Origin of the sequence: Sphingomonas sp. CARO-RG-8B-R24-01 (assembly GCF_022662295.1) — a bacterium.
Lineage (GTDB): Bacteria > Pseudomonadota > Alphaproteobacteria > Sphingomonadales > Sphingomonadaceae > Sphingomonas.
The window spans coordinates 139,180-161,426 of the sequence record NZ_JAKNQI010000006.1 but is presented as its reverse complement, the minus strand read 5'-3'; the positions used below and the strand labels follow the sequence as shown (position 1 = coordinate 161,426).

Sequence of the window (22,247 nt, the reverse complement as noted above, 5' to 3'; positions counted from 1 at the left end):
CGATGGCACGCTATCAGAACATCTTCACCCAGGTGCAGCTGCGCGCCGCACCCGAGATGGGGCCGCTGCTCGGGCCGTATGAATTCCCGCGGCTCGGCACGCCCGGCTTCTCCTACTGGATGGGCAAGATCGGCAATGCGCAGATCGGGCCGATCTATCTCGGCGGGCTCGGCATCCTGTCGCTGATATTCGGTTTTCTCGCGTTCGAGGTGGTCGGGCTCAACATGTGGGCGTCGGTCGGCTGGGATCCGATCCAGTTTGCGCGGCAATTGCCGTGGCTCGCGCTCGAACCGCCGGGGCCGGAATATGGCTTCCAGCTGTTCGTGCCGCTGGCGCATGGCGGCTGGTGGCAGATCGCGGGGTTCAGCATGACGACGTCGGTGCTGCTGTGGTGGGCGCGGACCTATCGGCGCGCGCGCGCGCTAGGGATGGGGACGCATGTCTCCTGGGCGTTTCTCAGCGCGATCTGGCTGATGGTGGTGCTGGGCTTCCTTCGCCCGATGCTGATGGGCAGCTGGGCCGAGGCGGTGCCGTTCGGAATCTTCCCGCACCTCGACTGGACCGCGGCGTTCTCGATCCGCTACGGCAATTTGTTCTACAATCCGTTCCACTGCCTCTCGATCGTGTTCCTCTACGGATCGACCCTGCTGTTCGCGATGCACGGCGCGACGATCCTCGCGGTCGGGCGCTACGGCGGCGAGCGCGAGATCGAGCATATTACCGATCGCGGCACCGCAGCCGAACGCGCGGCGCTGTTCTGGCGTTGGACCATGGGGTTCAATGCGACGTACGAATCGATCCATCGCTGGGCCTGGTGGTTCGCGGTGCTGACCACGCTGACCGGCGGGATCGGCATCCTGCTGACCGGGACCGTCGTCGACAACTGGTATCTCTGGGCGATCCAGCATGGTTATGCGCCGGCCTATCCCGGCACCGGCGTGATCGACCCTGCCAGCCTTCCGGGAGCAGGACGATGAGCGGCTTGGGCAGGACCCTCGGCGTTGCGGGGCTGATCGGCGCGGCCATCGGCCTTGGCGGGTGCCAGCTGGGGCATAAGGACACCGAGGCGACGGGCTTTCGCGGCACGGGCATGGCGCAGGTCGTCGATCCCGACGATGCCGTGCAGACCGGCGCGATCCCGCCGCCACCCTATCCGCTCCCCGACGACAGCGGGCCGCGTGCCCGCGAAACCTATCAGAATGTGCGCGTGCTGGGCAATGTCTCGACCGAGCGGTTCAACCATCTGATGGCGGCGATGAGCCAATGGGTCGCGCCGCCCGCGCAGGGGTGCAATTACTGCCACAATCCCAACAACATGGCCTCGGACGAGAAATACACCAAGGTCGTCGCGCGGCGGATGTTGCAGATGACGCGGACGATCAACGGCACATGGTCCAGCCACGTCAAGGCGACCGGCGTCACCTGCTACACCTGCCATCGCGGCAATGCGGTGCCGACATACAAATGGGCGATCGCCGAGGGCGTCGCCGATCCCGATACGATCGTGCGCAACAAGCATGGGCAGAACAGCCCCAACGCCGCGGTCGGCTATGCCTCGCTGCCCTATGACCCGTTCCAGACTTACCTCAACGGCACCGCGCAGATCCGGGTCGCGGCGAGCAGCGAATATCCGTCGCCCGACCACGTGGTTTCGGTCAAGCAGGCGGAACAGACCTATGGCCTGATGATGCACATGAGCACCGCGCTCGGCGTGAATTGCACCTATTGCCACAACAGCCAGTCGTTCCGCTCGTGGAGCCTCAGCCGGCCGCAGCGTGCGACCGCCTATTACGGCATTCGCATGGTGCGCGACGCCAATGCACACTACATCACGTCGCTGACCGCGGTGTTCCCCGCCTATCGCAAGGGGCCGCACGGCGATCCGTACAAGATCAACTGCCAGACGTGTCATCAGGGCCAGTCGAAGCCGCTCGGCGGCTATTCGATGCTGGCGCTCAACCCGACGCTCAAGGGGCCACCGGTGCCGACCGCGCCGCCCGAGGGCGGCGCGGCGGGGGCGGCGGTCCCGGCGGTCCTTGCCAACCCGCAGGCGATGACGCGGCGGCAATGACCGATTGAGGCTATCTGATGCGCTTTGGCGCGCGCATAGGCGCCAGGAAGGAGGCAGCGCATGGATCGTCTGAGTCTGCGCAGCCATCCGCTGCGTGCGTCATTGTCGGAAGAGATGCACGTTCGGCGGCTGCCACGCTTTGCCGCGCCGTGCCGGTTGATGCAGATCGTGACGGTGCTGGGCGAAGAGGGTGCCGCCAGCGCAGGGGTGCATTTCGATGCGATCGGCGCGCGCGTGGGCGTCGGTCTGGCGCCGTCCGCCAAATATGCCGTGGTCGACCTCGACGGCATGAAACTGGTGCTCGAGCGGCACACCGAATTCGCGAGTTACACCTTCATCCGCGAAGGGGCGTTCGACCAGCCCTTCTCCCCCGACGTGTTCGATCCCGTCGCGGCGGATATCCTCGAGGGCATGCCGGGGGACGTGATCCGCGCGACGCAGATCGCGGTCTATCCGCCCGGCACCGATCCGCCGGCGGAAGATACGCGCGACACGCTGTTCGTGCCCGAGGCGCTGATCCTGTGCGACGTCAGCGACGGCAAGGCGCGGGTGATGTCCGATTTCCGGCTCAACCCCGATGGCTTCGGACGCCTTCTGCTGTTTGACCAGGGGCTGCTCCGCGACGAACCCGCGCAACTCGTCCTGCGGCTGCAGGAACTCGGCAATTATCGCAACATGGCGTTGCTCGGCCTGCCGCTCGCGCAACGGCTGACCCCGGACGTGTCGCGGCTCGAGGCGCGGCTGGCGACGCTGACCGCGGCGGTGTCCGAACGCGTCTCGCAGGACGACAGCCTGCTCGACGAGCTGACCTATCTCTCCGCCGAGCTCGCGCGGTTGCTCGCCGAGACGCGCTACCGGATGAGCGCGACGCGCGCTTATGCACAGCTCAGCCTCGACCGGCTCGAGACGCTCGGGATCGGGCGGATCCCGGGGTATCAGACGCTCGCCGATTTCACCGAACGGCGGCTGACCCCGGCGGTGCGGACCTGCGACAGTTTCTCCGCGCGGCTTGCCGACCTGTCGCAGCGGGCAGCCTGGACCAGCGAGCTGCTCCGCACGCGGATCGACATCGCGCTCGCCAAGCAGAATCGCGACCTGCTGGCGTCGATGAACACGCGCACGCACCTGCAATTGCGGTTGCAGCAGACGGTCGAGGGGCTGTCCGTCGTGGCGATCAGTTATTATGCGGTCGCGCTGATCGGATACCTCGCCGCGCCGGCACATGCGTGGAAGGAATGGGTGATGGTCGCCGCGGTGCCGCTGGTGTTCGGGGGCGCATGGCTGTTCGCACGGCGGTTGCGGCGCGGGCTCGAGGAATAGCGAACCTCCCCGTCACCCCGGCGAAGGCCGGGGCCGCCATGTTTCCGCGCGAGACCGGCGATACAGCACTCCTTCGAGCCGCCGCCCCCGTTCGTTTCGAGCGCCGTCGAGAAACCCGGCACACGTCCGGTGACAGGGTTCTCGACTAGGCTCGAACCGAAGGGGGGTGGCAACCCTAACCGGCAGCCAGCATCACGCGGCCAGTGCGCGCCGCGCGAGCGCGCATTGCGACCAGATTTCCGACAGCGCGCTGACCAGCCGGTCGACGTCGCCATCCGAATGGACCGGCGAGGGAGTCAGCCGCAACCGCTCGGTCCCGACGGGGACCGTCGGATAGTTGATCGGCTGGACATAGATGCCGTGATGCTCGAGCAGCCAGTCGCTGATCATCTTGCACTTGTGCGCATCGCCGACCATCACCGGGATGATGTGGCTCGGGTTGTCGATCGTCGGGATGCCGATCGCGTCGAGCCGCCGCCGCACCTGCGCCACCCGTGCCTGGTGCTGCCCCCGCTCCACACCGCTGTGCTTGAGATGCCGGATGCTCGCGGTCGCGCCGGCGGCGAGTGCCGGCGGCAAGGCGGTGGTGAAGATGAACCCGCTGGCAAAGCTGCGGATGAAATCGCACAGGGCGGCGGAGGCGGCGATATAGCCCCCCATCACCCCGAACGCCTTGCCCAGCGTCCCCTCGATCACGGTGATGCGGTCCATCAGCCCGCGTTCCTCAGCGACCCCGCCGCCACGCGGGCCATACAGCCCGACGCCGTGGACCTCGTCGAGATAGGACATGGCGCCGTGCCGTTCGCACACGTCGAGGATCTCGGCGATCGGCGCGATGTCGCCGTCCATCGAATAGACGCTTTCGAACGCGACCAGCTTGGGACGATCCGCCGGGATCTCGGATAGCCGCCGGTCCAGGTCGGCCGGGTCGTTATGCGCGAAGCGGATGCACTGGGCGCGGCTGTGGCGGATCCCCTCGATCATCGAGGCATGGTTGAGCTCGTCGGACAGCACCACGCAGTTCGGCAAGCGCGCGGCGAGCGTGCCCAGCGCCGCCCAGTTCGAGACATAGCCCGAGGTGAACAGCAGCGCCGCCTCCTTTCCGTGGAGATCGGCGAGTTCGGCCTCGAGCAGCACATGCGCATGCGTCGTCCCCGAGATGTTGCGCGTCCCGCCGGCGCCCGCCCCGCAGGCGTCGAGCGTCGCATGCATCGCGGCGAGCACCTTCGGGTGCTGCCCCATGCCGAGATAATCGTTCGAGCACCAGACGGTGACCTCGTCGACCTTGCCCTCGGTATGATGCCTGGCGCGCGGGAACTGGCCGGCCTTGCGTTCGAGTTCGGCAAAGGTGCGATAGCGCCCGTCTTCCTTCAGTGTATCGAGCTGAACCTGAAAGAATGCCTCGTAATTCATCGCATACCCTCCCGCGCCTGGTCGTTGCCTGCGGCTTCTGCCGCTTTGGTGTTGGCTGACGCCCAATGCCACATCTTGGCATCGCGCAGCGGCAGCACAAGAAAAAGATGCTCGACCATGCCAAGGGCGGAGAGACCGGCCAGCAAGGTCGCGGTGACCGCGCGCCCGCTTTGCGCGGGCACGGCTTCCGCGATGCTCCACGCCCAGCATGCAAGCGCCGCCGACCCCAGGATCGATACGGGGAGCAGCGGGTTGCCCGCGCGCACGCGGAAGTAGCTCTTGAGATAGGCCAGATGCGCCGGAAACACTTCGTCGCTGAGGTTGGGCACGCCGAGATACAGGTTGAACTTGGCGCTCAGCCGCAGCGCGAACAGCAGCAGGAAGGTCAGCGGCGCGGCCTGGTTGGGTTGCCCCCAGGTCAGCGCGACCAGCAGCAGCGCGGTCGCCGCGATCGCCAGTTCGTGGTGGATCACGGTCGCGGTCGCGAGGCGGAGCCGCGTCCAGCCAGTCGCGCCGGGCGGGCAGGGCAGGCGATTGGGCCCCGCGACGAACCCCATCAGGAACCCCATTTCGTGCCAGCCCCAGATCACGATCGCCGCCGCAAAGCCGATATAGGCGCCGCTCCACCCGCGCTCGCCCGCGCTCCACCAGACCGCGCCCGTCGCAAGGACCGCGCTGACCCCGGCCAGGGTGAAGCTCGTGCGGAACGTCGCGCGCGGGCGGCTGTCGAGCCACACCACCGCCGCCGTCCCGATGAACCACATGACCAGCGCGAACAGGAGCGGCGGGACGGTCACCAGGCCGGGACCAGCCGGGCCGAGGCGGGGAGCGCGTTGCGCTCGACCGGCGTTAGGTACAGCCGCGCGAACGCCACCCCCGCCGCGCCGATCAGGGCGATCCGCTTGATCCCGCCGATCACGCCGCCCCGCGCCTTGGCCGCATCGATCCCGGCCGCGATCCGGCGCATCCGCTCGAGCCCGGCGCGGAACCGCGGAGAATCGGTGTCCAGCACGATCGGGAAAACCTGCCGCGTGATCTGCGAACAGACGCGGAAGACGCGCTGGTCATAATCGTCGGGCTCGATCCCGAGCGCGGCGTGGAACGCGGGGCGGTTATGGTCGCGCACGTACATCGTCGCATAGACCGCGACGAGGAAGAAGCGGATCCACCAGACATTGTGGCCACGCAGGAGCTTCGGATCGGTCCGCATCAGCATGGCGAACGCCTCGCCGTGGCGGAACTCGTCGCTGCACCATTCCTCGAACCAGTTGAAGATCGGGTGGAAGCGCCACTGCGGATGCTGCGCCAGATGGCGGAAGATCGTGATGTAGCGGGCATAGCCGATCTTCTCCGACAGATAGGTCGCGTAGAAGATGAACTTCGGCCGGAAATATGTGTAGCGCTTGGTCCGCGTGAGGAAGGCGAGGTTCACGCCGATCCCGGCGTCCTTGAGCGTATCGTTGATGAAGCCTGCATGCCGGCTCTCGTCGCGACTCATCAGCTTGAACAGCGCCTTGATGTCGGGGTTCTGCGCGCGCTTCTGGATTTCGGCGTAGAGGATGCAGCCGGAGAATTCGGCGGTGAGCGAACTCACCAGAAAGTCGATGAACTCCTCGCGCAATTCTTCGGGCAGGCTTTCGATCACCCCGTCGAACGCATCGGTGCGGCGGAAGTGGCGGCGGTTGGGGTCGGCGGTCATCTCCGCGATCAGCTGGTCCCATTCGGCGCGCACCGGCGCTACGTCGATCCGGTCGAGCGCCGCAAAGTCGGTGGTGTAGAAGCGCGGCGACAACACGGTGTCCTGTCGTGCGATCCGCAGCGTGTCGGCGGGCACGATCGGGGTGACGGCATTCATGACAGTCTCCGATCCGAAAAGCTGACTTCGTAGAGTTCGGTCATCTCGAAATGGCCGCAGAGCCTGGTCCACAGCCGCTCGATCGGGCCGGCGCGCTCGACCGTGGCGGTGCGCTCGAACACGCGCGAGTCGCCGAACGCGACCTCGATCGGATCGCCATGGACGCGCACCCGGTCGCCGGGGTTGATCGCGATGCCGCCGGCCAGTTCGACATGCGCGCGCAGGAAGGCGTCGCTATGCTCGATGTCGATCCGACACGGCATGTCGAAGCGGGTGCGGCGGAACAGCGTCATCGTGCGGCCTCCGGGGTGTCGAGCAGCGCTGCGAAGGCTGCGCGGTTGGTGGTGCCGAAGGCGTTGAGCTCGATCGACCGTCCGGTCGCGGTGTCGGTCAGCGTCAGCTCGCCGTCGCGCCATTCGGTGAGCGTGAAGGGTGGTCCCCCGCCGATCCCGTGCAACCGCCGTTCGCGCGCCAGCCCGCGCATCACCCCGCGAATGAAGCCGGTCTTCTGCCCCGGCACGATCTCCGACGCGGTGCGGCCCGTGCCGATATCCTCGATCCGCACCCCGCGGTCGGCTTCGTCGACGAAACGCAAGGTGCGCGACCGGACCGGCGCGATGTGGTCGGTGCTGCGCAGCAACACGGGCGACGCGGCGGGCGGGACATGCGCGATCCGCATCCCCGCGGTGAGCGTGAAGGCGAAGCCGACCAGAACGCCGGCGAGGATCAGCGCGCCGCGCGGCAGCTGTTCGGCCTGCGGCTGTCGGGCGTGGTTCGGGATCATGCCGCCACCGCCTGCCCGAACGCGGGCTCGGGCGTTGCGACGACCGCGGGTTGCGTCACCGTGCCCTGCGGATGCACCGCCAGGCAGGCGCGCCCGATCAGCGTTGCTACACGCTCGGCGTCGGGTACCGCGCGGAGCATCGGCTCGGGGGTCGCGAGCCGCCAGGGGCGGGCGTGCGGCCAGAGTGCGATATACCCGAGCTTGCGCACACTGGTGAGCGCCAGCGGCAGGTCGCCCGATCCGTCGGGATGCAGCGCCAGCCCGACGCTGCCGACTAGCGGCAACGGCAGGTTGATGCATTTCGAAAAGGCGATGCCCACGCGAAACACGATCCGCCGGTTGGTCAGCGTATAGAGCGTCGTCCGCGCCGCCCCCCAGGCGAGCGCATGCAGCAGCCCGACCGCGAGCAGCCCGAACGCCGCGGTCAGCGCGACGCCCGCAAGATCGCCGATCGCACGGATCCCGTGCGCAAGCGCCGCGCCGAGCGCCCAGCCGGCGAGCAGCACGAAATAGCCCGTCACGATCCGCGTGTGGAACGCGGTCCGCGCCAGCACCCGCCAGCCGGGCGCGCCCTGCCACAGGATCCGCTCGCCCTCGGGCAGCAGCCCGGGCAAACCCGGGATCGGTTCATGATCATGCTCGGTCACAGATAGGGCTCCTGCCGATCGGGCGTGGCGTAGAGGTAGCCGCCGCCGAAATAGCCGAGCACGCGATCTTCCTCGTACAGCGTGATCCGCTCGGTCGCCCCGATCCGCGGTGCATCGGCGAATTGCGCGGCGGTGATCGCGTCGCACACCACGACACCGCGCCGGCGATCGATGCTCGTCATCATCATCGGCACGAGCACCGCGCCGCTCCCCGTTGCGCCCCCCATTTCCAGATCGACCGCGAGGTAGCGGATCAGCCGGTCGGCACGGTCGATCCACAGCTCGGATACCACCCCGGAGACACGACCGTCGCAGCCCAGCATCGGCATCCCGCGCGGATCGGGGTCGCGCCGCTCGATCTGGAAATCGAGCGCCACACCCATCGGGACGATCCGCGGATGCCCCTCCATGTCGATGTCGGGGTGGTGCGCACGCTGCGCGTAAGCGGCCGGGCCGATCCCGTCGACGAGCGGGTTGCCGGTCGGCGCATAGGGCGCGCCGGCGAAGCGGTCGGTGAAGCGCGCCGCGATCTCGACCGGCTCGCGCCCCTTCGTCGGGGTCGTCACGGTGCCGCGATCGAACGACAGCCGGAAGGTCTTGGGGAGGGCGGTCAGGAAGAAGCCGCCTTCGGATTCGAGCCGTCCGGTGACCTCATGCTCGAGCGGATAGCCCTCGCGCCGGTCTTCGCGGCGCAGGTAGATCACCAGGCAGAGGAAGAACAAGACGAAGGCGTAGAATACCACCATCGCCACATCGATGCCGGGGGTGAGGGTCGGATGCATGGTCGGTCTCCTCCTGATCAGGCCGGAAAGTCTGCAAGGCCGAAGCGATCCTGGCCGAAGCGAATGCGGGTCGGGTCGGTAGCGGGGCGCACGAGCGGGCCGAGCACGACCAGCACGGCAAACAGCAGCACGATCTCCAGCGCGTAGACGAAGCCGTAGCCCGTCGCCGGATCAGCGAGCGTCGGGCCCAGCGCTTGCGCGCGCGCCGCCGCCGAAACCCCGTCGCGGAGGATCGCGCCGATCGCGATCGCCAGCCCCGCCGACGTCGCCTGCACCGCGCCCCATGCGCCGAGCGCGAGGCCGGTACGCCCGTCGAGATCCTCGCCGTCCGAAATCGCCATCGCCGCGGTCAGCGTGCCGACCGAGAACAGCCCGCCGCCAAACCCGATGACCGTCGCGCCGATCGCGAGCAGCGCGGTCGCGTGCAAGGGGGCCGCGAAGATCACGCACAGGAACGCGGCGATCCCCGCCACCCCGCCGAACCCGGCAAGCCGGTGCGGCTCCGCCCCGGTACCGAGCGCGCGCGCGGCCAGCGCGAATCCCGACAGCATCCCGATCGCCCAGAGCGCGGTCAGCGACGTCGTCGCGCCGACCGACAGCCCCAGGATCTGCCCGCCATAGGGTTCGAGCAGCACGTCCTGCATCGAGAAGGCGGCAGCACCAAGTCCCGTCGCGACCAGCAGCCGCAGCGTTCGCGGCCGTGCGATGAAGATCGCCCAGATCTCACGGAAGGCCGCGGGTGTTTGCGTGCCCTGCGTCCCCCCGCGCCGGCGCGGCTCCTGTTTCCACATGGCCGTGACGTTGAGCACCACCGTCAACACCGCCGCGCCCTGCACGATCTGGACGAGATGCGTCGGCGTGAAGTGATCAAGCAGCCGCCCGATCACGATCGCGCTGACCATCATGCCGAGCAGCAACATGACGTAGAGCAGCGCGACCACCCGCGGGCGGCTGTCGGGTGGCGCGAGGTCGGTCGCGAGCGCGAGGCCGGCGGTCTGCGTCGTGTGCATGCCCGCACCGACCATCAGGAAGGCGAGTCCCGCGCCGATCTCGCCAACGATCGCCGGTCCATGGCCGAGCCCGGTCATCACCAGCAGCGCGAACGGCAGCAGCGCGAATCCGCCGAACTGCAGGAGCGTTCCGAACCAGATGTACGGCACCCGCTTCCACCCGAGCAGCGACTGGTGATGATCCGACTTGAACCCGATCAGCGCGCGCAGCGGCGCGAAGACCAGCGGCAGGGACACCATCGCCGCGACCGCCCAGCTCGCCATGCCGAGCTCGACGATCATCACGCGGTTGAGCGTTCCCGTCAGCAGCACTGCCGCCATCCCGACCGAGACCTGGAACAGCGACAGCCGCAATAACCGTCCGAGCGGCAGCTCGGCGGTCGCCGCATCCGCGAACGGCAGGAAGCGCGTGCCGAGCCGGTTCCAGAACGCCCCGCTGCTGAGCGTGCCGACCCGTGCCGGTCGCCGCCGCAGCGTGGCCTTGAGTGCGGTCAGGTCGCGCGTCATGGCAGCACCTCGAGCGCGTGGCTAGTATAGAAGCTCGCCGAGACGCGCCGGTCGCGTCCGATCCGTGCGTCTGGAAGCGCGGTCCTTATCAGCGTGCGGAGCCGCCGGTCGCGCACCGGGAGGATCGCGGGCGAGCGATCGCTGCGCGGGAACAGCCGCCCCATGCCGAGCATCGCCAGCAACAGCGGCGTCTGCGGCGCGAAGGTTAGGAGGATCGATCCGTGCGTGCGCGCCGCCAGGCGTTGCACCACGGTGACGATGTCGCGGGCGGGATAATGGATCAGCGAGTCCATCGCGACGACATGATCGAACGGTCCCAGCGCAGGGTCGAGCAGGTCGCCGACGCGCCAGTCGATCGCGAGCGTGGAGGGTGCGCGGTCGCGCGCGATCTGCACGAGGCTCCCCGCGACGTCGATCGCGACCACCTGCGCGCCGCGCTCCGCCGCCGCGACCGCGAGCGCCCCGGTGCCGCAGCCCGCATCGAGCAGCCGGAGACCGGTCATGTCGTGCGGGAGCCAGGACAGCAACGTGTCGCGCATTTCGGTCCGCCCCGCGCGGACGGTCGCGCGAATGCCGCTGACGGGCGCGTCCGAGGTGAGTTGCTCCCAGGCTTTCGCCGCGGTGCGGTCGAAATAGGTCTCTAGCGTGCCGCGGAAGCGGTCGTAGGTCGCGGTGGTCATCGTGCGCGCCTCCTCAGACCGTCATTCCCAACTCCGTACATTCCAAGTCCGTCATTCCCGCGCAGGCGGGAATCCATGAGGCGGGCGGCCCGCGGCGGTTTCCGCGGTTCGCGACTATGGATCCCCGCCTGCGCGGGGATGACGAAGGAGGGGTGGGCGCACCGCAGCATCATTCGAACCCCAGGAATTCGAAGATCTCGCGATCCTTCATCGGCTGCGCATCGAGCGGTTCGCACCCCGCCCACATCTGCGCGGCGAGCCGCTTGTATTCGAGGCAGGCGGCATCGACCTCGGGCGTCGAGTCCATCTCGAACAGCGTGCACTTCTTGAGCCGCGAGCGCCGGATCGCATCGAGATCGGGGAAATGCGCGAGCCGTTTGAGCCCCGTGGCCGCGTTGAACCGGTCGATCTCATCGGTCGCCGCCGAGCGGTTGGCGATCACGCCCGCCATCCGCACGTCGTAATTCCTCGCCTTCGCCTTGATCGCCGCGACGATCCGATTCATCGCGAAGATGCTGTCGAAATCGTTCGCCGCGACCACCACCGCGCGCTCGGCATGTTGCAAGGGGGCGGCAAACCCGCCGCACACCACGTCGCCGAGCACGTCGAAGATCACCACGTCGGTCTCCTCGAGCAAATGATGCTGCTTGAGCAGTTTGACCGTCTGTCCGACGACATAGCCGCCGCACCCGGTCCCGGCCGGCGGGCCCCCCGCCTCGACGCACATCACGCCGTTATACCCCTCGAACATATAATCCTCGGGCCGCAATTCCTCGGCGTGGAATTCGACCGTCTCGAGCACGTCGATCACGGTCGGCATCAGCTTCTTGGTCAGCGTGAAGGTGCTGTCATGCTTCGGGTCGCAGCCGATCTGCAACACGCGCTTGCCGAGCAGCGAGAAGGCGGCGGAGAGGTTGGACGAGGTGGTCGACTTGCCGATCCCGCCCTTGCCGTAGACCGCGAACACCTTCGCGCTCCCGATCCGGTCGTTCGGGTCGAGCCCGACCTGGAGCGAGCCTTCGCCGTCGAGGCCGCGGATTGGTGGGTCGAGCAGGGCCATGCAAAATTCCTTCAAGCCGCCACCGCGACGATGCCCTCGAGACGATCCTCGAGCTCATCGCTGGCGGCATGGAGTGCGGCGAGCGTCGCCGCGTCGGGGGACCAGTAATGCCGCTCGCTCGCCTCGATCAGGCGGTTGGCGACGCGCGCGGACGCCTTTGGATTGAGCGCGGCGATCCGTTCGCGCATCGCTGCGTCGAGCACATAGGTTTCGCTGATCCGCTGATAGACCCAGGGGTCGACTGTGCCGGTCGTCGCCGACCAGCCCATCGTCGTGGTGACGCTGCCCTCGATCTGGCGGACGCCCTCATAACCGTGACGCAGCAGCCCCTCGGTCCACACCGGGTTGAGCACGCGAGTCCGCGTTTCGAGCGCGACCTGTTCCTGCAAGCTGCGGACCTTGCCGGTGCCTTGCGTCTGGTCGCCGATATAGACCGGGGCGGTTTGCCCGCCCTTGGCGCGCGTCACCGCGCGGCTGATCCCGCCGAGCGTGTCGACATATTGGTCGATGCTGGTGATGCCGAGCTCGACGCTCTCGAGGTTCTGATAGGCGCAATCGACGGTCTGGAGCGCGGCCTTCAGGACCTCCGCCTGCCGCACCGGCGCACCCTTCACGCCGTACGCAAACCCCTTCTGCCGCTCGAAACTGTCCGCGAGTTCGTCGGGGTCGGTCCATGCGCCGGTGTCGATCATCAGATTGACGTTCGCGCCGTAAGCGCCCTCGGCGTTCGAGAAGACGCGGAGCGCCGCGGTCTCGAGGTCGCAGCCGTGCGCGGCGGCGTGCGCACGCGCGTGCTTGCGGACGAAATTCCGCGCATCCGGCTCGTCCGCTTCCGCCGCGAGCAAGGCTGCCTGCGCCAGCATCCGCGTCTGGAGCGGCAACAGGTCGCGGAATACCCCCGACAGCGTGACGACGACGTCGATCCGCGGCCGCCCCAGGTCTTCGAGCGGGACGAGCTCCGCCCCCGCAAGCCGGTTGTAGCTGTCGAACCGCGGCCGCGCGCCAAGCAGCGCGAGCGCCTGCGCAATCTGCGCGCCTTCGCTCTTGAGATTGTCGGTCCCCCACAACACCATCGCCACCGTCTCGGGGAGGTGCCCCGAATCGGCGAGGCTGCGGTCGATCAGCCGCTGCGCCTGCGCCGCCCCATCGCGCACCGCATAGGCCGAGGGGATGCGGAACGGGTCGAACCCGTGGATATTGCGCCCCGTCGGCAGGATCTCCGGGCTGCGCAGCAGATCGCCGCCGGTGACCGGGTGGATATACCGTCCGCCAAGCGCGGCGACGATCCCGTCGATCTCGGCATTGCTGGACAAGGCGCGGTCGAGCGCGGCCATGTCCTTGAGCAACGGCGTGTCGGGCGTGAGCGCGCCATCGACCAGCGCGACGATCACGTCCTGCGCCAGCGTCTCCCCCCGTGCATCAGAGGACGCCGCGATCATCGCGATCCGCTCCTCGCGAGTCGCCGCCTCGCCTGCGACGTGGAGCCCCTGCGGAATGAGCTCGCGCTCGATTTCGTAAAGTCTGGCGGCGAGGTCCGCGATCCACGCATCCCCCTGCGCGGGAGCACCGCCAAGATCGAGCGCGTCCGCCTGATCGCGGATCAGCTCCGCCAGATCGCGCGCCTCGTCGCTCCCCGGTGCCGCCACGCGCCACCGCTCGACCGATGCCTTGAGCGCCGCAAGCCCCTTGTACACCCCCGCATTGGTCAGCGCGGGCGTCAGATACGACACCAGGGTCGCCCCCGACCGCCGCTTCGCGAGCACGCCTTCCGAGGGATTGTTCGCCGCATAGAGATAGATGTTGGGGAGATCGCCAATCAGCCGGTCGGGCCAGCACGAGGCGCTCAGCCCGCTCTGCTTGCCCGGCATGAACTCGAGGCTGCCGTGCGTCCCGAAATGCAGCACCGCATGCGCGCGGAAATCCTCGCGCAGCCAGCGATAGAACGCCGCGAACGCATGCGTCGGCGCGAAGCGTCCCGCGAACAGCAGCCGCATCGGATCGCCCTCATACCCCAGCGCAGGTTGCAGCCCCACGAAGACATTGCCGAACTGCCGCCCGAGGATCTGCACCGACGTGCCGTCCGATTGCAGCTTGCCCGGCGCCGGACCCCAGCTCGCCTCGATCTCCGCGAGCCACGTCTCGCGCGCGACGATCGTATCCGCGCTCACCCGCGCATGGACGTTCGCCTCGGTCCCGAACCGCGCGGCATTGCCGCCGAGAATCGCCTCGCGCAGCGAATCGACATCGGCGGGGACGTCGACGCGATAGCCTTCGCGCGCCAGCCGCTGGAGCGTCGCGTGGAGCGAAGCGAACACGCTGAGGAATTGCGCGGTCCCGGCAGCACCCGCGTTGGGCGGGAAGTTGAACAGCACGATCCCGACGCGCTTCTCGGCATTCTCCGCGCGGCGCAGCGCGATCAGGCCAGCGACCCGCGCGGCGAGCATCTCCGCGCGCTCGCTGCACGTCTGCATCGCGCGCACTTCGCTCGCGGGCGGGAAGACGCACCCCCGCGCGCAGCCGGTGCACGGCGTGTCCGACCCGTCCGACCGCCCGCCGAACACCATCGGCACGGTCCCCCCGTCCAGCTCGGGGATCGCGATCATCATCGTCGATTCGAGCGGGAGCAGCCCCTGCCGGTTCGCGCCCCACGCCTGCAACGTCTGGAATTCGACCGGATGCGCGGCGATATACGGCCGGTCGAGCGTCGCGAGGATCGTCTCGGCGGCAGCCGCATCGTTATACGCCGGCCCGCCGACCAGGCTGAACCCGGTGAGGTTGACCACGGCATCCACCGTCGCGACCCCGTCGCGCATAAACAGCGCCTCGATCGCGGGGCGCCCGTCGAGCCCGCCCGCAAACGCCGGGATCACGTCGAACCCGCGCGCCTCGATCGCCGCGATCACCCCGTCATAATGGCCCGCGTCGTTCGCGAGCACATAGGAGCGCAGCATCAGCAGCCCGACCGTCCCCTTCGCCCCGCGGCGGCGCGGAAGCTCGGTCGCGGTGGTGGCGATCCGGTCGCGCAGCGCGGGGTGATAGACCCCGACCTCGGGATAGTCGCGCGGGGCATGCGGCTTCATCGTGCCGCGCAAGCCGAGCCGCGGCCCGGCGGCATAGCGATCGACCAGCGCGCGGACCATGTCGACGACATTGTCGTCCGACGCGGCGAGCCAATATTGCATCGTGAGGAAATAGGCGCGGACGTCCTGCGCGGTGCCCGGCACGAACCGGAGCAATTTGGGCAGCCGTCGCAGCATCGCCATCTGCTTGGCGCCGCCGCTCGCGCCGGGCTTGGGCGATCCGCGCAGTTTCTTGAGCAGCGCGAGCATCCCGCCGCTCGGCTTGTCCATGCGATAGTCGCCCATCCGCGTGAGCCTGACCACCTCGCCCGCCGACATCAGCCCGACGATCGCGTCGCAGTCGTCGCGCCGCGCCTGGAGCTGCGGCAGGACCGCGCGGATATGATCCTCTAGGAACAGCATCGTCACGAGGATGACGTCGCCACGCACGATGTCTTCGCGCGCTACGGCGAGGCTGGCGGGGTTCTCCTCCCAGTCGGCGGCGGCGTGGAAGCCAATCGTGACGCCCGGATTTTCCCGTGCGAGCTGAACCTGCGCGCGCTGCACCGCGCCCGACAGATGGTTGTCGAGCGTGACGATCACGACGCGGACGGCGGTGTTCGCGCTTGGGGCGGGGCGGGGTGCGCTAGCGGGCATAATGCGCCTTTGCGTCATAGAGCGTGTCGAGCGTGATCGCGGCGATGCCGTGCTCCGTGGCATAGCGTTCGGTGTTGCGCCGCGCCTTGCCGCGCACGAAAAACGGGATCTTCAGCAGCTCGCGCTCGGCTTCGGGCGACCATCCCTCCTGTTCCTCCCCCGCGTCAGCGGGGGAGGGGGACCGCTCGGCTTCTTCAGCCGAGTGGTGGAGGGGGCTGGCGCTGGGCGAAACAACCGCGGTTGCTCCCCCTCCACCGTTCGCTGAATGCTCACGGTCCCCCTCCCCCGGTTCCCGGGGGAGGATCGGGGAGGCGCCATGCCCCAGGTGGCTCGCACCGGCATGGTCCGAAAACTCGAAATCATCGCGGAACATCGTCAGCAGATGTTCCTCCAGCCCCATCACCAGCGGGTGGACCCAGGTGTCGAACAGCACGTTCGCGCCCTCGAACCCCATTTGCGGGCTGTAGCGCGCGGGGAAATCCTGGACATGGACCGGCGCCGAGATCACCGCGCACGGGATCCGCAGCCGCTTGGCGATGTGCCGCTCCATCTGCGTGCCGAGCACCAGCTCGGGCTGGAGCCGCGCGATCGCCTCCTCGACCGCGAGATAATCGTCGGTAATCAGCGGCTCGAGCCCGTACACCAAAGCGGCAGTGCGGATCTCGCGCGCGAATTCGCGATTGTAGCAGCCGAGCCCGACCACCTCGAACCCGAACTCGTCGCGCGCCACCCGCGCAGCGGCAACCGCGTGCGTGGCATCACCGAAGATGAAGACGCGCTTGCCGGTCAGATAGGTCGAGTCGACCGACCGGCTCCACCACGGCAGCCGCGACGTATCGAGCGCGGCGGCGGGGTCGACCCCGGCGAGTGCCGCGACCTCTGCGATGAAGTCGCGCGTCGCGCCATGCCCGATCGGGACGGTGCGGACGGTCTTCTGCCCATAGGTCCGCTCGAGCCAGCGGCACGCGGTGTCGGCGATCTCGGGATAGAGGCTGATGTTGAAATCGGCGTCGGGCAGCCGCGCAAGATCGGCCGGGGTCGCGCCCAAAGGGGCGACGACGTTGATCCCGATCCCGAGCGTTTCGAGCAGTCGGGTGATCTCGACGACATCGTCGCGGTGGCGGAAGCCCAGCGCGGTCGGGCCGACGATGTTGGCCTTTTTGCGCACGGGACGGCTCCCCCCCGGCGAAGGCCGGGGCCCATTGGCGAAGGTCGATGTTGGCGCGGACAGGACTTCGTTACCACCGTCCCGCGATTGGGCCCCGGCCTTCGCCGGGGGGGTGGCAACGGTACCGGCGGGAGCGCCCGAACACATCGCCCGCACCAATTGATAGAAGGTCTCCGCCGCGCCCCAATTCTCCTTGCGCTGATAGCTCGGCAGCTCGAGCGCGATTACCGGGATCGGCAGCCGCAACGCCGACGCCAGCCCCGCCGGATCGTCCTGGATCAGTTCCGCGGTGCACGACGCCCCCACCAGCAGCGCCTGCGGCGCGAACCGGTCGACCGCGTCGCGCACCGCGGTCTGGAACAAGGCGGCGGTATCCTTGCCGAGATCGCGCGCCTGGAAGGTCGTGTAGGTCACCGGCGGGCGCTTGCCGCGGCGTTCGATCATCGTGAACAACAGGTCGGCGTAAGTATCGCCCTGCGGCGCATGGAGCACGTAATGCACGCCCTCCATCGCGGTCGCGATCCGCATCGCGCCGACATGCGGCGGGCCTTCATAGGTCCAGACGGTCAGCTGCATGACGCCTCCGCTCCCGTCACCCCGGCGAAGGCCGGTCGCGCCACGCCGCCGTGCGCAACGCGGGTCGTCCGAAGCAACAGGGCGGCCGCGGCGTCCGCCGGGGTGACGGGGGCGCTCATACCCGCAGCACGTCGCGCCGCCGCAGCGGTCGCGCGAACAGGTCGGCAAGGTCGCCTGCCTGGTCGAAGCCATGGATCGGCGAGAACACCAGCTCGATCGCCCATTTGGTCGTCAGCCCCTCGGCTTCGAGCGGGTTGGCGAGCCCCAGTCCGCAGACGGTGAGATCGGGCCGCGCCGCGCGGACGCGGTCGAGCTGGCGGTCGACGTCCTGACCCTCGCTGATCACCGTGTCGGCCGGGAGCAGCGCGAGCTCCTGCGCCAGATGCGCCCGGTGGAGATAGGGCGTCCCGACTTCGAGCGGCACCATCCCCAGTTCCTGCGCGAGGAAGCGCGCGAGTGGCACCTCCAGTTGTGAATCGGGCAGGAAGAAGATGCGTTTTCCCGCCAGCCTGTCGCGCGCATGCGCGATTGCCCGCTTGGCGCGCTCGCGGCCGGGCGCGATCACCGATCGGAAATGCATTTCGTCGATGCCGAACGCGACCGCGGCGGCGTGCAGCCAGTTGCTGGTGCCTTCCGCCCCGAATGGAAACAATGCGTCGAGCCGGATCGCGCCGCGATCTTCGAGCGCCCGCGCTGTGTCGCCCAGGAACGGCTGTGCCAGCAGGAAGCGCGTGTTGGGACCAACGGGCGGCATCGCGGCCGCACGCCGCGCCGGAAAGCTGCGGACCTGTGCGATGCCGAGCTGCGCGAACAGCCGGAGGAACTGGTCCTCGACCACGTCCGGCAGCGCACCCACGATCAGCAATTCGGGGGCGGCATCCGGCGACGTCGCGGCAAGCTCGGGCACCAGCGTGGCCAGGCAGGCATCCTCGCCCTCGGTGAACGTCGTCTCGATCCCGCTGCCCGAATAGTTGAGCACCCGAGTCGACGCGCCGTGTTTCGCCGACAACCGCTGCGCCGCGCGCGACAGGTCGAGCTTGATCACCTCGGACGGGCAGGAGCCGACCAGGAACAGCAGCTTGATGTCGGGGCGGCGTGCGAGCAGCCGGTCGACCACGCGGTCCAGCTCCGCCGTGCAATCCGCCATGCCGGCCAGATCGCGTTCCTCGATGATCGCCGTCGCGAACCGGGGTTCGGCGAACACCATGACCCCCGCCGCGGATTGCAGCAGATGCGCGCAGGTCCGCGAGCCCACCACGAGAAAGAACGCGTCCTGCACCTTGCGGTGCAGCCAGATGATCCCGGTGAGCCCGCAGAACACCTCGCGCTGGCCGCGCTCGCGCAGGATCGGCGCGCGCGCCGGCGGGGCGCAGTCCGATGCGACCTCGCGCGGCAGGGGGATTGCGGGGCTCATGCCGTGGCCGCCCGGTGTCCGGCCGCACCGGCGGCGTCCTGCAGTCGGGCCGCGCGCAGCTTGAGCAGGAACTGCGTGGCGTTGACCGCATAGGTCGCATAGGCGGCGAGCGCGAGGAGCATGCGGCCACGCTCCGTCCCCAGCCCGCCGATCAACAGGGCGAGATACAGGGTGTGGAGCGCGAGCACGAGGAAGCTGAAGACGTCCTCCCAGAAGAACGCGTCCGCGAACAGCCAGCGATCGAACACGACCTTTTCCCAGATCGAGCCCGTGACCATGATCGTATAGAGCGCGATCGTCTTGACGACGATGGAAACGGTCGCCGCGAACGCGCCCTCGCCCGTGACGAGGTACCGCAGCACGAGCGCCACGCTGACCAGGAAGATGGCGAACTGCAGCGGTGCGAGCACACCCTGGATCAGGGTCCAGACGCTCGCGTCACGGCGCCGTTTCTGGTCCGGCGTGTACAAGGGTGTGTACGGCGGGGTGTGAGACCGCGTGTAGGGCGCGGCTGCGGTCGATCGCAGCGCTTTGCGCGTATGCATCGGATGGCTTGACCGCATGGCTTCGCTCCGCCCCTCTCCCCGCAATTAGAAAACGTAACGCCCCGAGTGTCAACACAAATTGACGTCCAGACAAGATTACACCTGTTGCAGTGCAGCGACGTTTGTCCGTTGCAAGGGCGTTACGACAGGCATACGATGCGAGTCGCAGGGCAAACCAAATCGGTGTCCGGCACGTCGCGTGTTCAACCAGGCCGGAGGGGGTCAGGATGACTTCGCTTACCCGGATTGAACATTTTTTTCGACGACAGGGAGCGAGACCGGATCCGGGGGTCAGGCCGGACCTGCGCGATCTCCACCGGGTAACGCCCTTGGTCCGATCCGACTCCGATCGCGACCAGGCCCGGTCGCTGACCCGTCTGATCGAAAGCGAAATCATCCCGCGCCTGCTGGTCGCGCATGCCGTCGCGCCGTCCCCGCGGATGGGGGGCGGACCCGCCGGTTCCATATCGGCCGCGGAAGTCGCCGCCTTCGCCCCGCTCGCGCTGCAGGTAGAGGCCGACGAGTTGCTCCAGCATGTCGAAGGGCTGATCGCGCGCGGCGTGTCGTTCGATACGCTGCTGGTCGATCTGCTCGCCCCGGCGGCGCGCCATCTCGGCGCCTTGTGGGACGACGATCGATGCGACTTCATCGACGTGACGATGGGGCTGTGGCGGCTTCAGGAGGTCGTTCACGAACTCTCCGGGCGCGCGCCGATGAAGGAGGTGCCCGGCGATGGTCACGTCCGTCGCGCGCTGTTCGTATCGCTGGCGGGCGATCATCACAGTTTCGGTACCGTCGTGGTCGACGAGATGTTCTGCGCCAACGGATGGCTGACCGATCGGCTGAACGAGGCGAGCGCCGATGTCCTGCTGACCCGCGTCCGCGACGAACTGTTCGACCTGGTCGGATTGACGATCACCTGTGACTGCCATATCGCGCCCTTGCCTTCGATCGTCCGCGCAGTGCGGGCGGCCTCCAGAAATCCCAGGATTTGTGTGATGGTCGGTGGGCGGGTGTTCGCGGAAAACGCGGAACTCGCCGCTGCGGTCGGCGCGGACGGGACTGCTCCCGACGCAAGGGTCGCCGTTCGTGTTGCCGGGGCACTGGTCGATGCGGTTGCGCGGGAGGCGGTTTCGGCCATGACCGGTTGATCCCGACAGGGTCTCGCGGCCACGGTGCGGGTCGCGCGACACCTAGATTCAGGAGCAAATTGTTCGTCGATGAACGATCGTCCCACCTTGTTCGCACCCCATGCCTTTACCAACCCCGATGCGTTGGCGGAGACGCTTGCGCCCCGCGTCGCGGCGGCGGTGGTGGCGGCGGCCGGTGACATTGCGCTGGTCGTCGATCCGGCCGGGGTGATCCGCGATGTCGCGATCGCCAATGCGGATCTGGCGGCGCAAGGGTTTGGCGACTGGCGCGGCCACGCCTGGATCGACACCGTCACCAGCGAGAGCAGGGCCAAGATCACGGACATGCTGTCCGACGGTGCCGCGCGGGAGCCATCGCGCTGGCGCCAGATCAACCACCCCACCGCGGGCGGGGACGTGCCGGTACGCTACCTCGTGACGCAGCTGGAGCAGGGCGGCGGCGTGCTCGCGATCGGACGCGACATGCGCGCGGCGGCGGTCATGCAGCAGCGGTTGCTCCAGACCCAGCAATCGCTCGAGCGCGACTATATCAAGCTGCGCCAGGCCGAAGCGCGCTATCGCCTGTTGTTCGACCTCGGCACCGAGCCCGTGCTGATCATCGATGTCGCGACGCGCCGCATTCGCGAGATCAACCCGGCGGCGGCGCGCCTGATCGGCGCCGTGGACGACACGTTGACCGATCAGCCGGTCACGACGATCGTCGATCCGGCCGATCGCGAGGACCTGATCGCGCAACTCGGCGCGGCGGGTGCCAGCGACGATCTTCCGGCGATTTCGGTACGGCTGGCGAGCGGGCAGCCCGTCGCCATGTCGGCGCGCCTGTTCCGGCAAGGGCGGGTCGCGTTGCTGCTGGTCCGGCTTGTCCCGGACGCGCCATCGCCGGAAACCCAGGGCCATGCCGCACCGATCGGCGCGGTGATCGAACACATGCCCGATGCCTTCGTGCTGGTGGATGCGCGACTCGACATCCTGTTCGCCAACGCCGCGTTCACGGAGCTGGCGGGCGTCGCCTCGGTCGCGCGGGTCACGGGCGCCCCGCTGGCGACCTGGCTCGGTCGACCCGGAATCGATCTCGAGCTGATCGTCGGCCAGTTGCGCGAGCACGGCACGGTGCGCAACGTCGCGACGATCCTGCGCAGCACCGGCGGCCGGCAGGAAGAGATCGAGATATCGGGCGTCGTCGCGCCTTATGGGGACAGCCAGTGTTACGGCTTCACGATCCGCAACGTCGCGCGCCGGCTGCGCAGCGTGCCGCCGGCCGAGCGCGACCTGCCGCGCTCGGTCGAGCAACTGACCGAACTGGTCGGGCGGATGTCGCTGAAGGACATCGTGCGCGAATCGACCGACCTGATCGAACGCCTCTGCATCGAGGCGGCGCTGGCCTATACCTCCGACAATCGCGCGTCGGCGGCGGAGATCCTCGGGATCAGCCGGCAAAGCCTGTATTCCAAGCTCCATCGCCATGGTCTGGGGAATCTGGTCTCGGGCGAAGGCTAAGCCCTTCCCGCACAAGGACAAGCACCGGACGCCCGGTTGGAGTGTCAAATA

The 22,247-nt window shown here is 68.3% G+C and carries 19 protein-coding genes; 5 read left to right on the top strand and 14 right to left on the bottom strand.

Features of this window, described 5'->3' with window-relative positions; all coding sequences use genetic code 11:
* Positions 1 to 2: 2 nt before the first annotated feature.
* The 3 genes from pufM to L8G49_RS13120 are packed head-to-tail and all read left to right on the top strand — an operon-like array spanning position 3 to position 3,391.
* Positions 3 to 977, top strand: coding sequence for a photosynthetic reaction center subunit M (pufM, locus tag L8G49_RS13130; protein WP_242186277.1), 975 nt, complete (start codon positions 3 to 5; stop codon positions 975 to 977).
* The gene (pufC, locus tag L8G49_RS13125) at positions 974 to 2,071 is read left to right on the top strand and encodes a photosynthetic reaction center cytochrome PufC (protein ID WP_242186276.1); all 1,098 of its coding nucleotides are present in this window, start codon (positions 974 to 976) and stop codon (positions 2,069 to 2,071) included. Before pufM ends, pufC begins: the two co-directional genes overlap by 4 nt.
* 60 nt (positions 2,072 to 2,131) lie before the next feature.
* A complete protein-coding gene (locus L8G49_RS13120; RefSeq protein ID WP_242186275.1) occupies positions 2,132 to 3,391 on the top strand; it encodes a DUF3422 domain-containing protein in 1,260 nt (419 codons plus the stop codon).
* Between the two features lie 192 nt (positions 3,392 to 3,583).
* Here the strand turns inward: L8G49_RS13120 and hemA are convergent, their stop codons facing one another.
* From hemA to bchF, 14 genes are all read right to left on the bottom strand, one after another.
* Positions 3,584 to 4,804: a 5-aminolevulinate synthase gene (hemA, locus tag L8G49_RS13115; RefSeq protein ID WP_242186273.1), complete on the bottom strand. Its 1,221-nt coding sequence runs from the start codon at positions 4,802 to 4,804 to the stop codon at positions 3,584 to 3,586.
* Entirely contained in the window at positions 4,801 to 5,601 is an 801-nt protein-coding gene (gene puhE / locus L8G49_RS13110; RefSeq protein WP_242186272.1) for a putative photosynthetic complex assembly protein PuhE, read from the bottom strand. The genes hemA and puhE overlap by 4 nt, the downstream gene beginning before the upstream one ends.
* The gene (acsF, locus tag L8G49_RS13105; RefSeq protein WP_242186271.1) at positions 5,598 to 6,659 is read right to left on the bottom strand and encodes a magnesium-protoporphyrin IX monomethyl ester (oxidative) cyclase; all 1,062 of its coding nucleotides are present in this window, start codon (positions 6,657 to 6,659) and stop codon (positions 5,598 to 5,600) included. The genes puhE and acsF overlap by 4 nt, the downstream gene beginning before the upstream one ends.
* Positions 6,656 to 6,952 (bottom strand): hypothetical protein, encoded by a 297-nt coding sequence (locus L8G49_RS13100; protein ID WP_242186270.1) that lies wholly within the window; start codon positions 6,950 to 6,952, stop codon positions 6,656 to 6,658. The genes acsF and L8G49_RS13100 overlap by 4 nt, the downstream gene beginning before the upstream one ends.
* Positions 6,949 to 7,443, bottom strand: coding sequence for a photosynthetic complex assembly protein PuhC (puhC, locus tag L8G49_RS13095; RefSeq protein ID WP_242186269.1), 495 nt, complete (start codon positions 7,441 to 7,443; stop codon positions 6,949 to 6,951). The genes L8G49_RS13100 and puhC overlap by 4 nt, the downstream gene beginning before the upstream one ends.
* The gene (gene puhB, locus L8G49_RS13090; protein ID WP_242186268.1) at positions 7,440 to 8,090 is read right to left on the bottom strand and encodes a photosynthetic complex putative assembly protein PuhB; all 651 of its coding nucleotides are present in this window, start codon (positions 8,088 to 8,090) and stop codon (positions 7,440 to 7,442) included. The genes puhC and puhB overlap by 4 nt, the downstream gene beginning before the upstream one ends.
* A complete protein-coding gene (puhA, locus tag L8G49_RS13085) occupies positions 8,087 to 8,872 on the bottom strand; it encodes a photosynthetic reaction center subunit H (RefSeq protein WP_242186267.1) in 786 nt (261 codons plus the stop codon). Before puhA ends, puhB begins: the two co-directional genes overlap by 4 nt.
* A 17-nt stretch (positions 8,873 to 8,889) precedes the next feature.
* On the bottom strand, positions 8,890 to 10,389 hold the full coding sequence (locus tag L8G49_RS13080; protein WP_242186266.1) for a BCD family MFS transporter: 1,500 nt from the start codon (positions 10,387 to 10,389) through the stop codon (positions 8,890 to 8,892).
* A complete protein-coding gene (gene bchM, locus L8G49_RS13075; RefSeq protein WP_242186265.1) occupies positions 10,386 to 11,069 on the bottom strand; it encodes a magnesium protoporphyrin IX methyltransferase in 684 nt (227 codons plus the stop codon). Before bchM ends, L8G49_RS13080 begins: the two co-directional genes overlap by 4 nt.
* Positions 11,070 to 11,238: 169 nt before the next feature.
* Positions 11,239 to 12,129, bottom strand: coding sequence for a ferredoxin:protochlorophyllide reductase (ATP-dependent) iron-sulfur ATP-binding protein (gene bchL, locus L8G49_RS13070; protein WP_242186264.1), 891 nt, complete (start codon positions 12,127 to 12,129; stop codon positions 11,239 to 11,241).
* A gap of 11 nt (positions 12,130 to 12,140) precedes the next feature.
* Positions 12,141 to 15,845 carry a magnesium chelatase subunit H gene (locus L8G49_RS13065; protein ID WP_242186262.1) on the bottom strand — a complete coding sequence of 1,235 codons (3,705 nt, stop codon included), beginning with the start codon at positions 15,843 to 15,845 and terminating at the stop codon, positions 12,141 to 12,143.
* Positions 15,835 to 17,589: a ferredoxin:protochlorophyllide reductase (ATP-dependent) subunit B gene (gene bchB / locus L8G49_RS13060; protein WP_242186260.1), complete on the bottom strand. Its 1,755-nt coding sequence runs from the start codon at positions 17,587 to 17,589 to the stop codon at positions 15,835 to 15,837. Before bchB ends, L8G49_RS13065 begins: the two co-directional genes overlap by 11 nt.
* Before the next feature lie 115 nt (positions 17,590 to 17,704).
* The gene (locus tag L8G49_RS13055; RefSeq protein ID WP_242186258.1) at positions 17,705 to 19,003 is read right to left on the bottom strand and encodes a ferredoxin:protochlorophyllide reductase (ATP-dependent) subunit N; all 1,299 of its coding nucleotides are present in this window, start codon (positions 19,001 to 19,003) and stop codon (positions 17,705 to 17,707) included.
* On the bottom strand, positions 19,000 to 19,548 hold the full coding sequence (bchF, locus tag L8G49_RS13050) for a 2-vinyl bacteriochlorophyllide hydratase (protein WP_242186257.1): 549 nt from the start codon (positions 19,546 to 19,548) through the stop codon (positions 19,000 to 19,002). Before bchF ends, L8G49_RS13055 begins: the two co-directional genes overlap by 4 nt.
* Before the next feature lie 329 nt (positions 19,549 to 19,877).
* Here bchF and L8G49_RS13045 point away from each other — a divergent pair, with 329 nt between their 5' ends.
* Positions 19,878 to 20,699 (top strand): cobalamin-dependent protein, encoded by an 822-nt coding sequence (locus L8G49_RS13045; RefSeq protein WP_242138618.1) that lies wholly within the window; start codon positions 19,878 to 19,880, stop codon positions 20,697 to 20,699.
* 69 nt (positions 20,700 to 20,768) lie between these two features.
* Positions 20,769 to 22,196 carry a transcriptional regulator PpsR gene (gene ppsR, locus L8G49_RS13040; protein ID WP_242186254.1) on the top strand — a complete coding sequence of 476 codons (1,428 nt, stop codon included), beginning with the start codon at positions 20,769 to 20,771 and terminating at the stop codon, positions 22,194 to 22,196.
* Positions 22,197 to 22,247 lie beyond the last annotated feature (51 nt).

Bases quoted from the DNA above. Each gene is read 5' to 3' on its own strand.
- pufM (WP_242186277.1), top strand. From the start codon at position 3: ATGGCACGCTATCAGAACATCTTCACCCAGGTGCAGCTGCGCGCCGCA.
- hemA (WP_242186273.1), bottom strand. From the start codon at position 4,804: ATGAATTACGAGGCATTCTTTCAGGTTCAGCTCGATACACTGAAGGAA.
- pufC (WP_242186276.1), top strand. From the start codon at position 974: ATGAGCGGCTTGGGCAGGACCCTCGGCGTTGCGGGGCTGATCGGCGCG.
- ppsR (WP_242186254.1), top strand. From the start codon at position 20,769: ATGAACGATCGTCCCACCTTGTTCGCACCCCATGCCTTTACCAACCCC.
- bchF (WP_242186257.1), bottom strand. From the start codon at position 19,548: ATGCATACGCGCAAAGCGCTGCGATCGACCGCAGCCGCGCCCTACACG.
- bchM (WP_242186265.1), bottom strand. From the start codon at position 11,069: ATGACCACCGCGACCTACGACCGCTTCCGCGGCACGCTAGAGACCTAT.
- acsF (WP_242186271.1), bottom strand. From the start codon at position 6,659: ATGAATGCCGTCACCCCGATCGTGCCCGCCGACACGCTGCGGATCGCA.
- L8G49_RS13065 (WP_242186262.1), bottom strand. From the start codon at position 15,845: ATGCCCGCTAGCGCACCCCGCCCCGCCCCAAGCGCGAACACCGCCGTC.
- L8G49_RS13120 (WP_242186275.1), top strand. From the start codon at position 2,132: ATGGATCGTCTGAGTCTGCGCAGCCATCCGCTGCGTGCGTCATTGTCG.
- L8G49_RS13055 (WP_242186258.1), bottom strand. From the start codon at position 19,003: ATGAGCCCCGCAATCCCCCTGCCGCGCGAGGTCGCATCGGACTGCGCC.
- bchL (WP_242186264.1), bottom strand. From the start codon at position 12,129: ATGGCCCTGCTCGACCCACCAATCCGCGGCCTCGACGGCGAAGGCTCG.
- puhC (WP_242186269.1), bottom strand. From the start codon at position 7,443: ATGATCCCGAACCACGCCCGACAGCCGCAGGCCGAACAGCTGCCGCGC.
- bchB (WP_242186260.1), bottom strand. From the start codon at position 17,589: ATGCAGCTGACCGTCTGGACCTATGAAGGCCCGCCGCATGTCGGCGCG.
- puhA (WP_242186267.1), bottom strand. From the start codon at position 8,872: ATGCATCCGACCCTCACCCCCGGCATCGATGTGGCGATGGTGGTATTC.
- L8G49_RS13080 (WP_242186266.1), bottom strand. From the start codon at position 10,389: ATGACGCGCGACCTGACCGCACTCAAGGCCACGCTGCGGCGGCGACCG.
- L8G49_RS13100 (WP_242186270.1), bottom strand. From the start codon at position 6,952: ATGACGCTGTTCCGCCGCACCCGCTTCGACATGCCGTGTCGGATCGAC.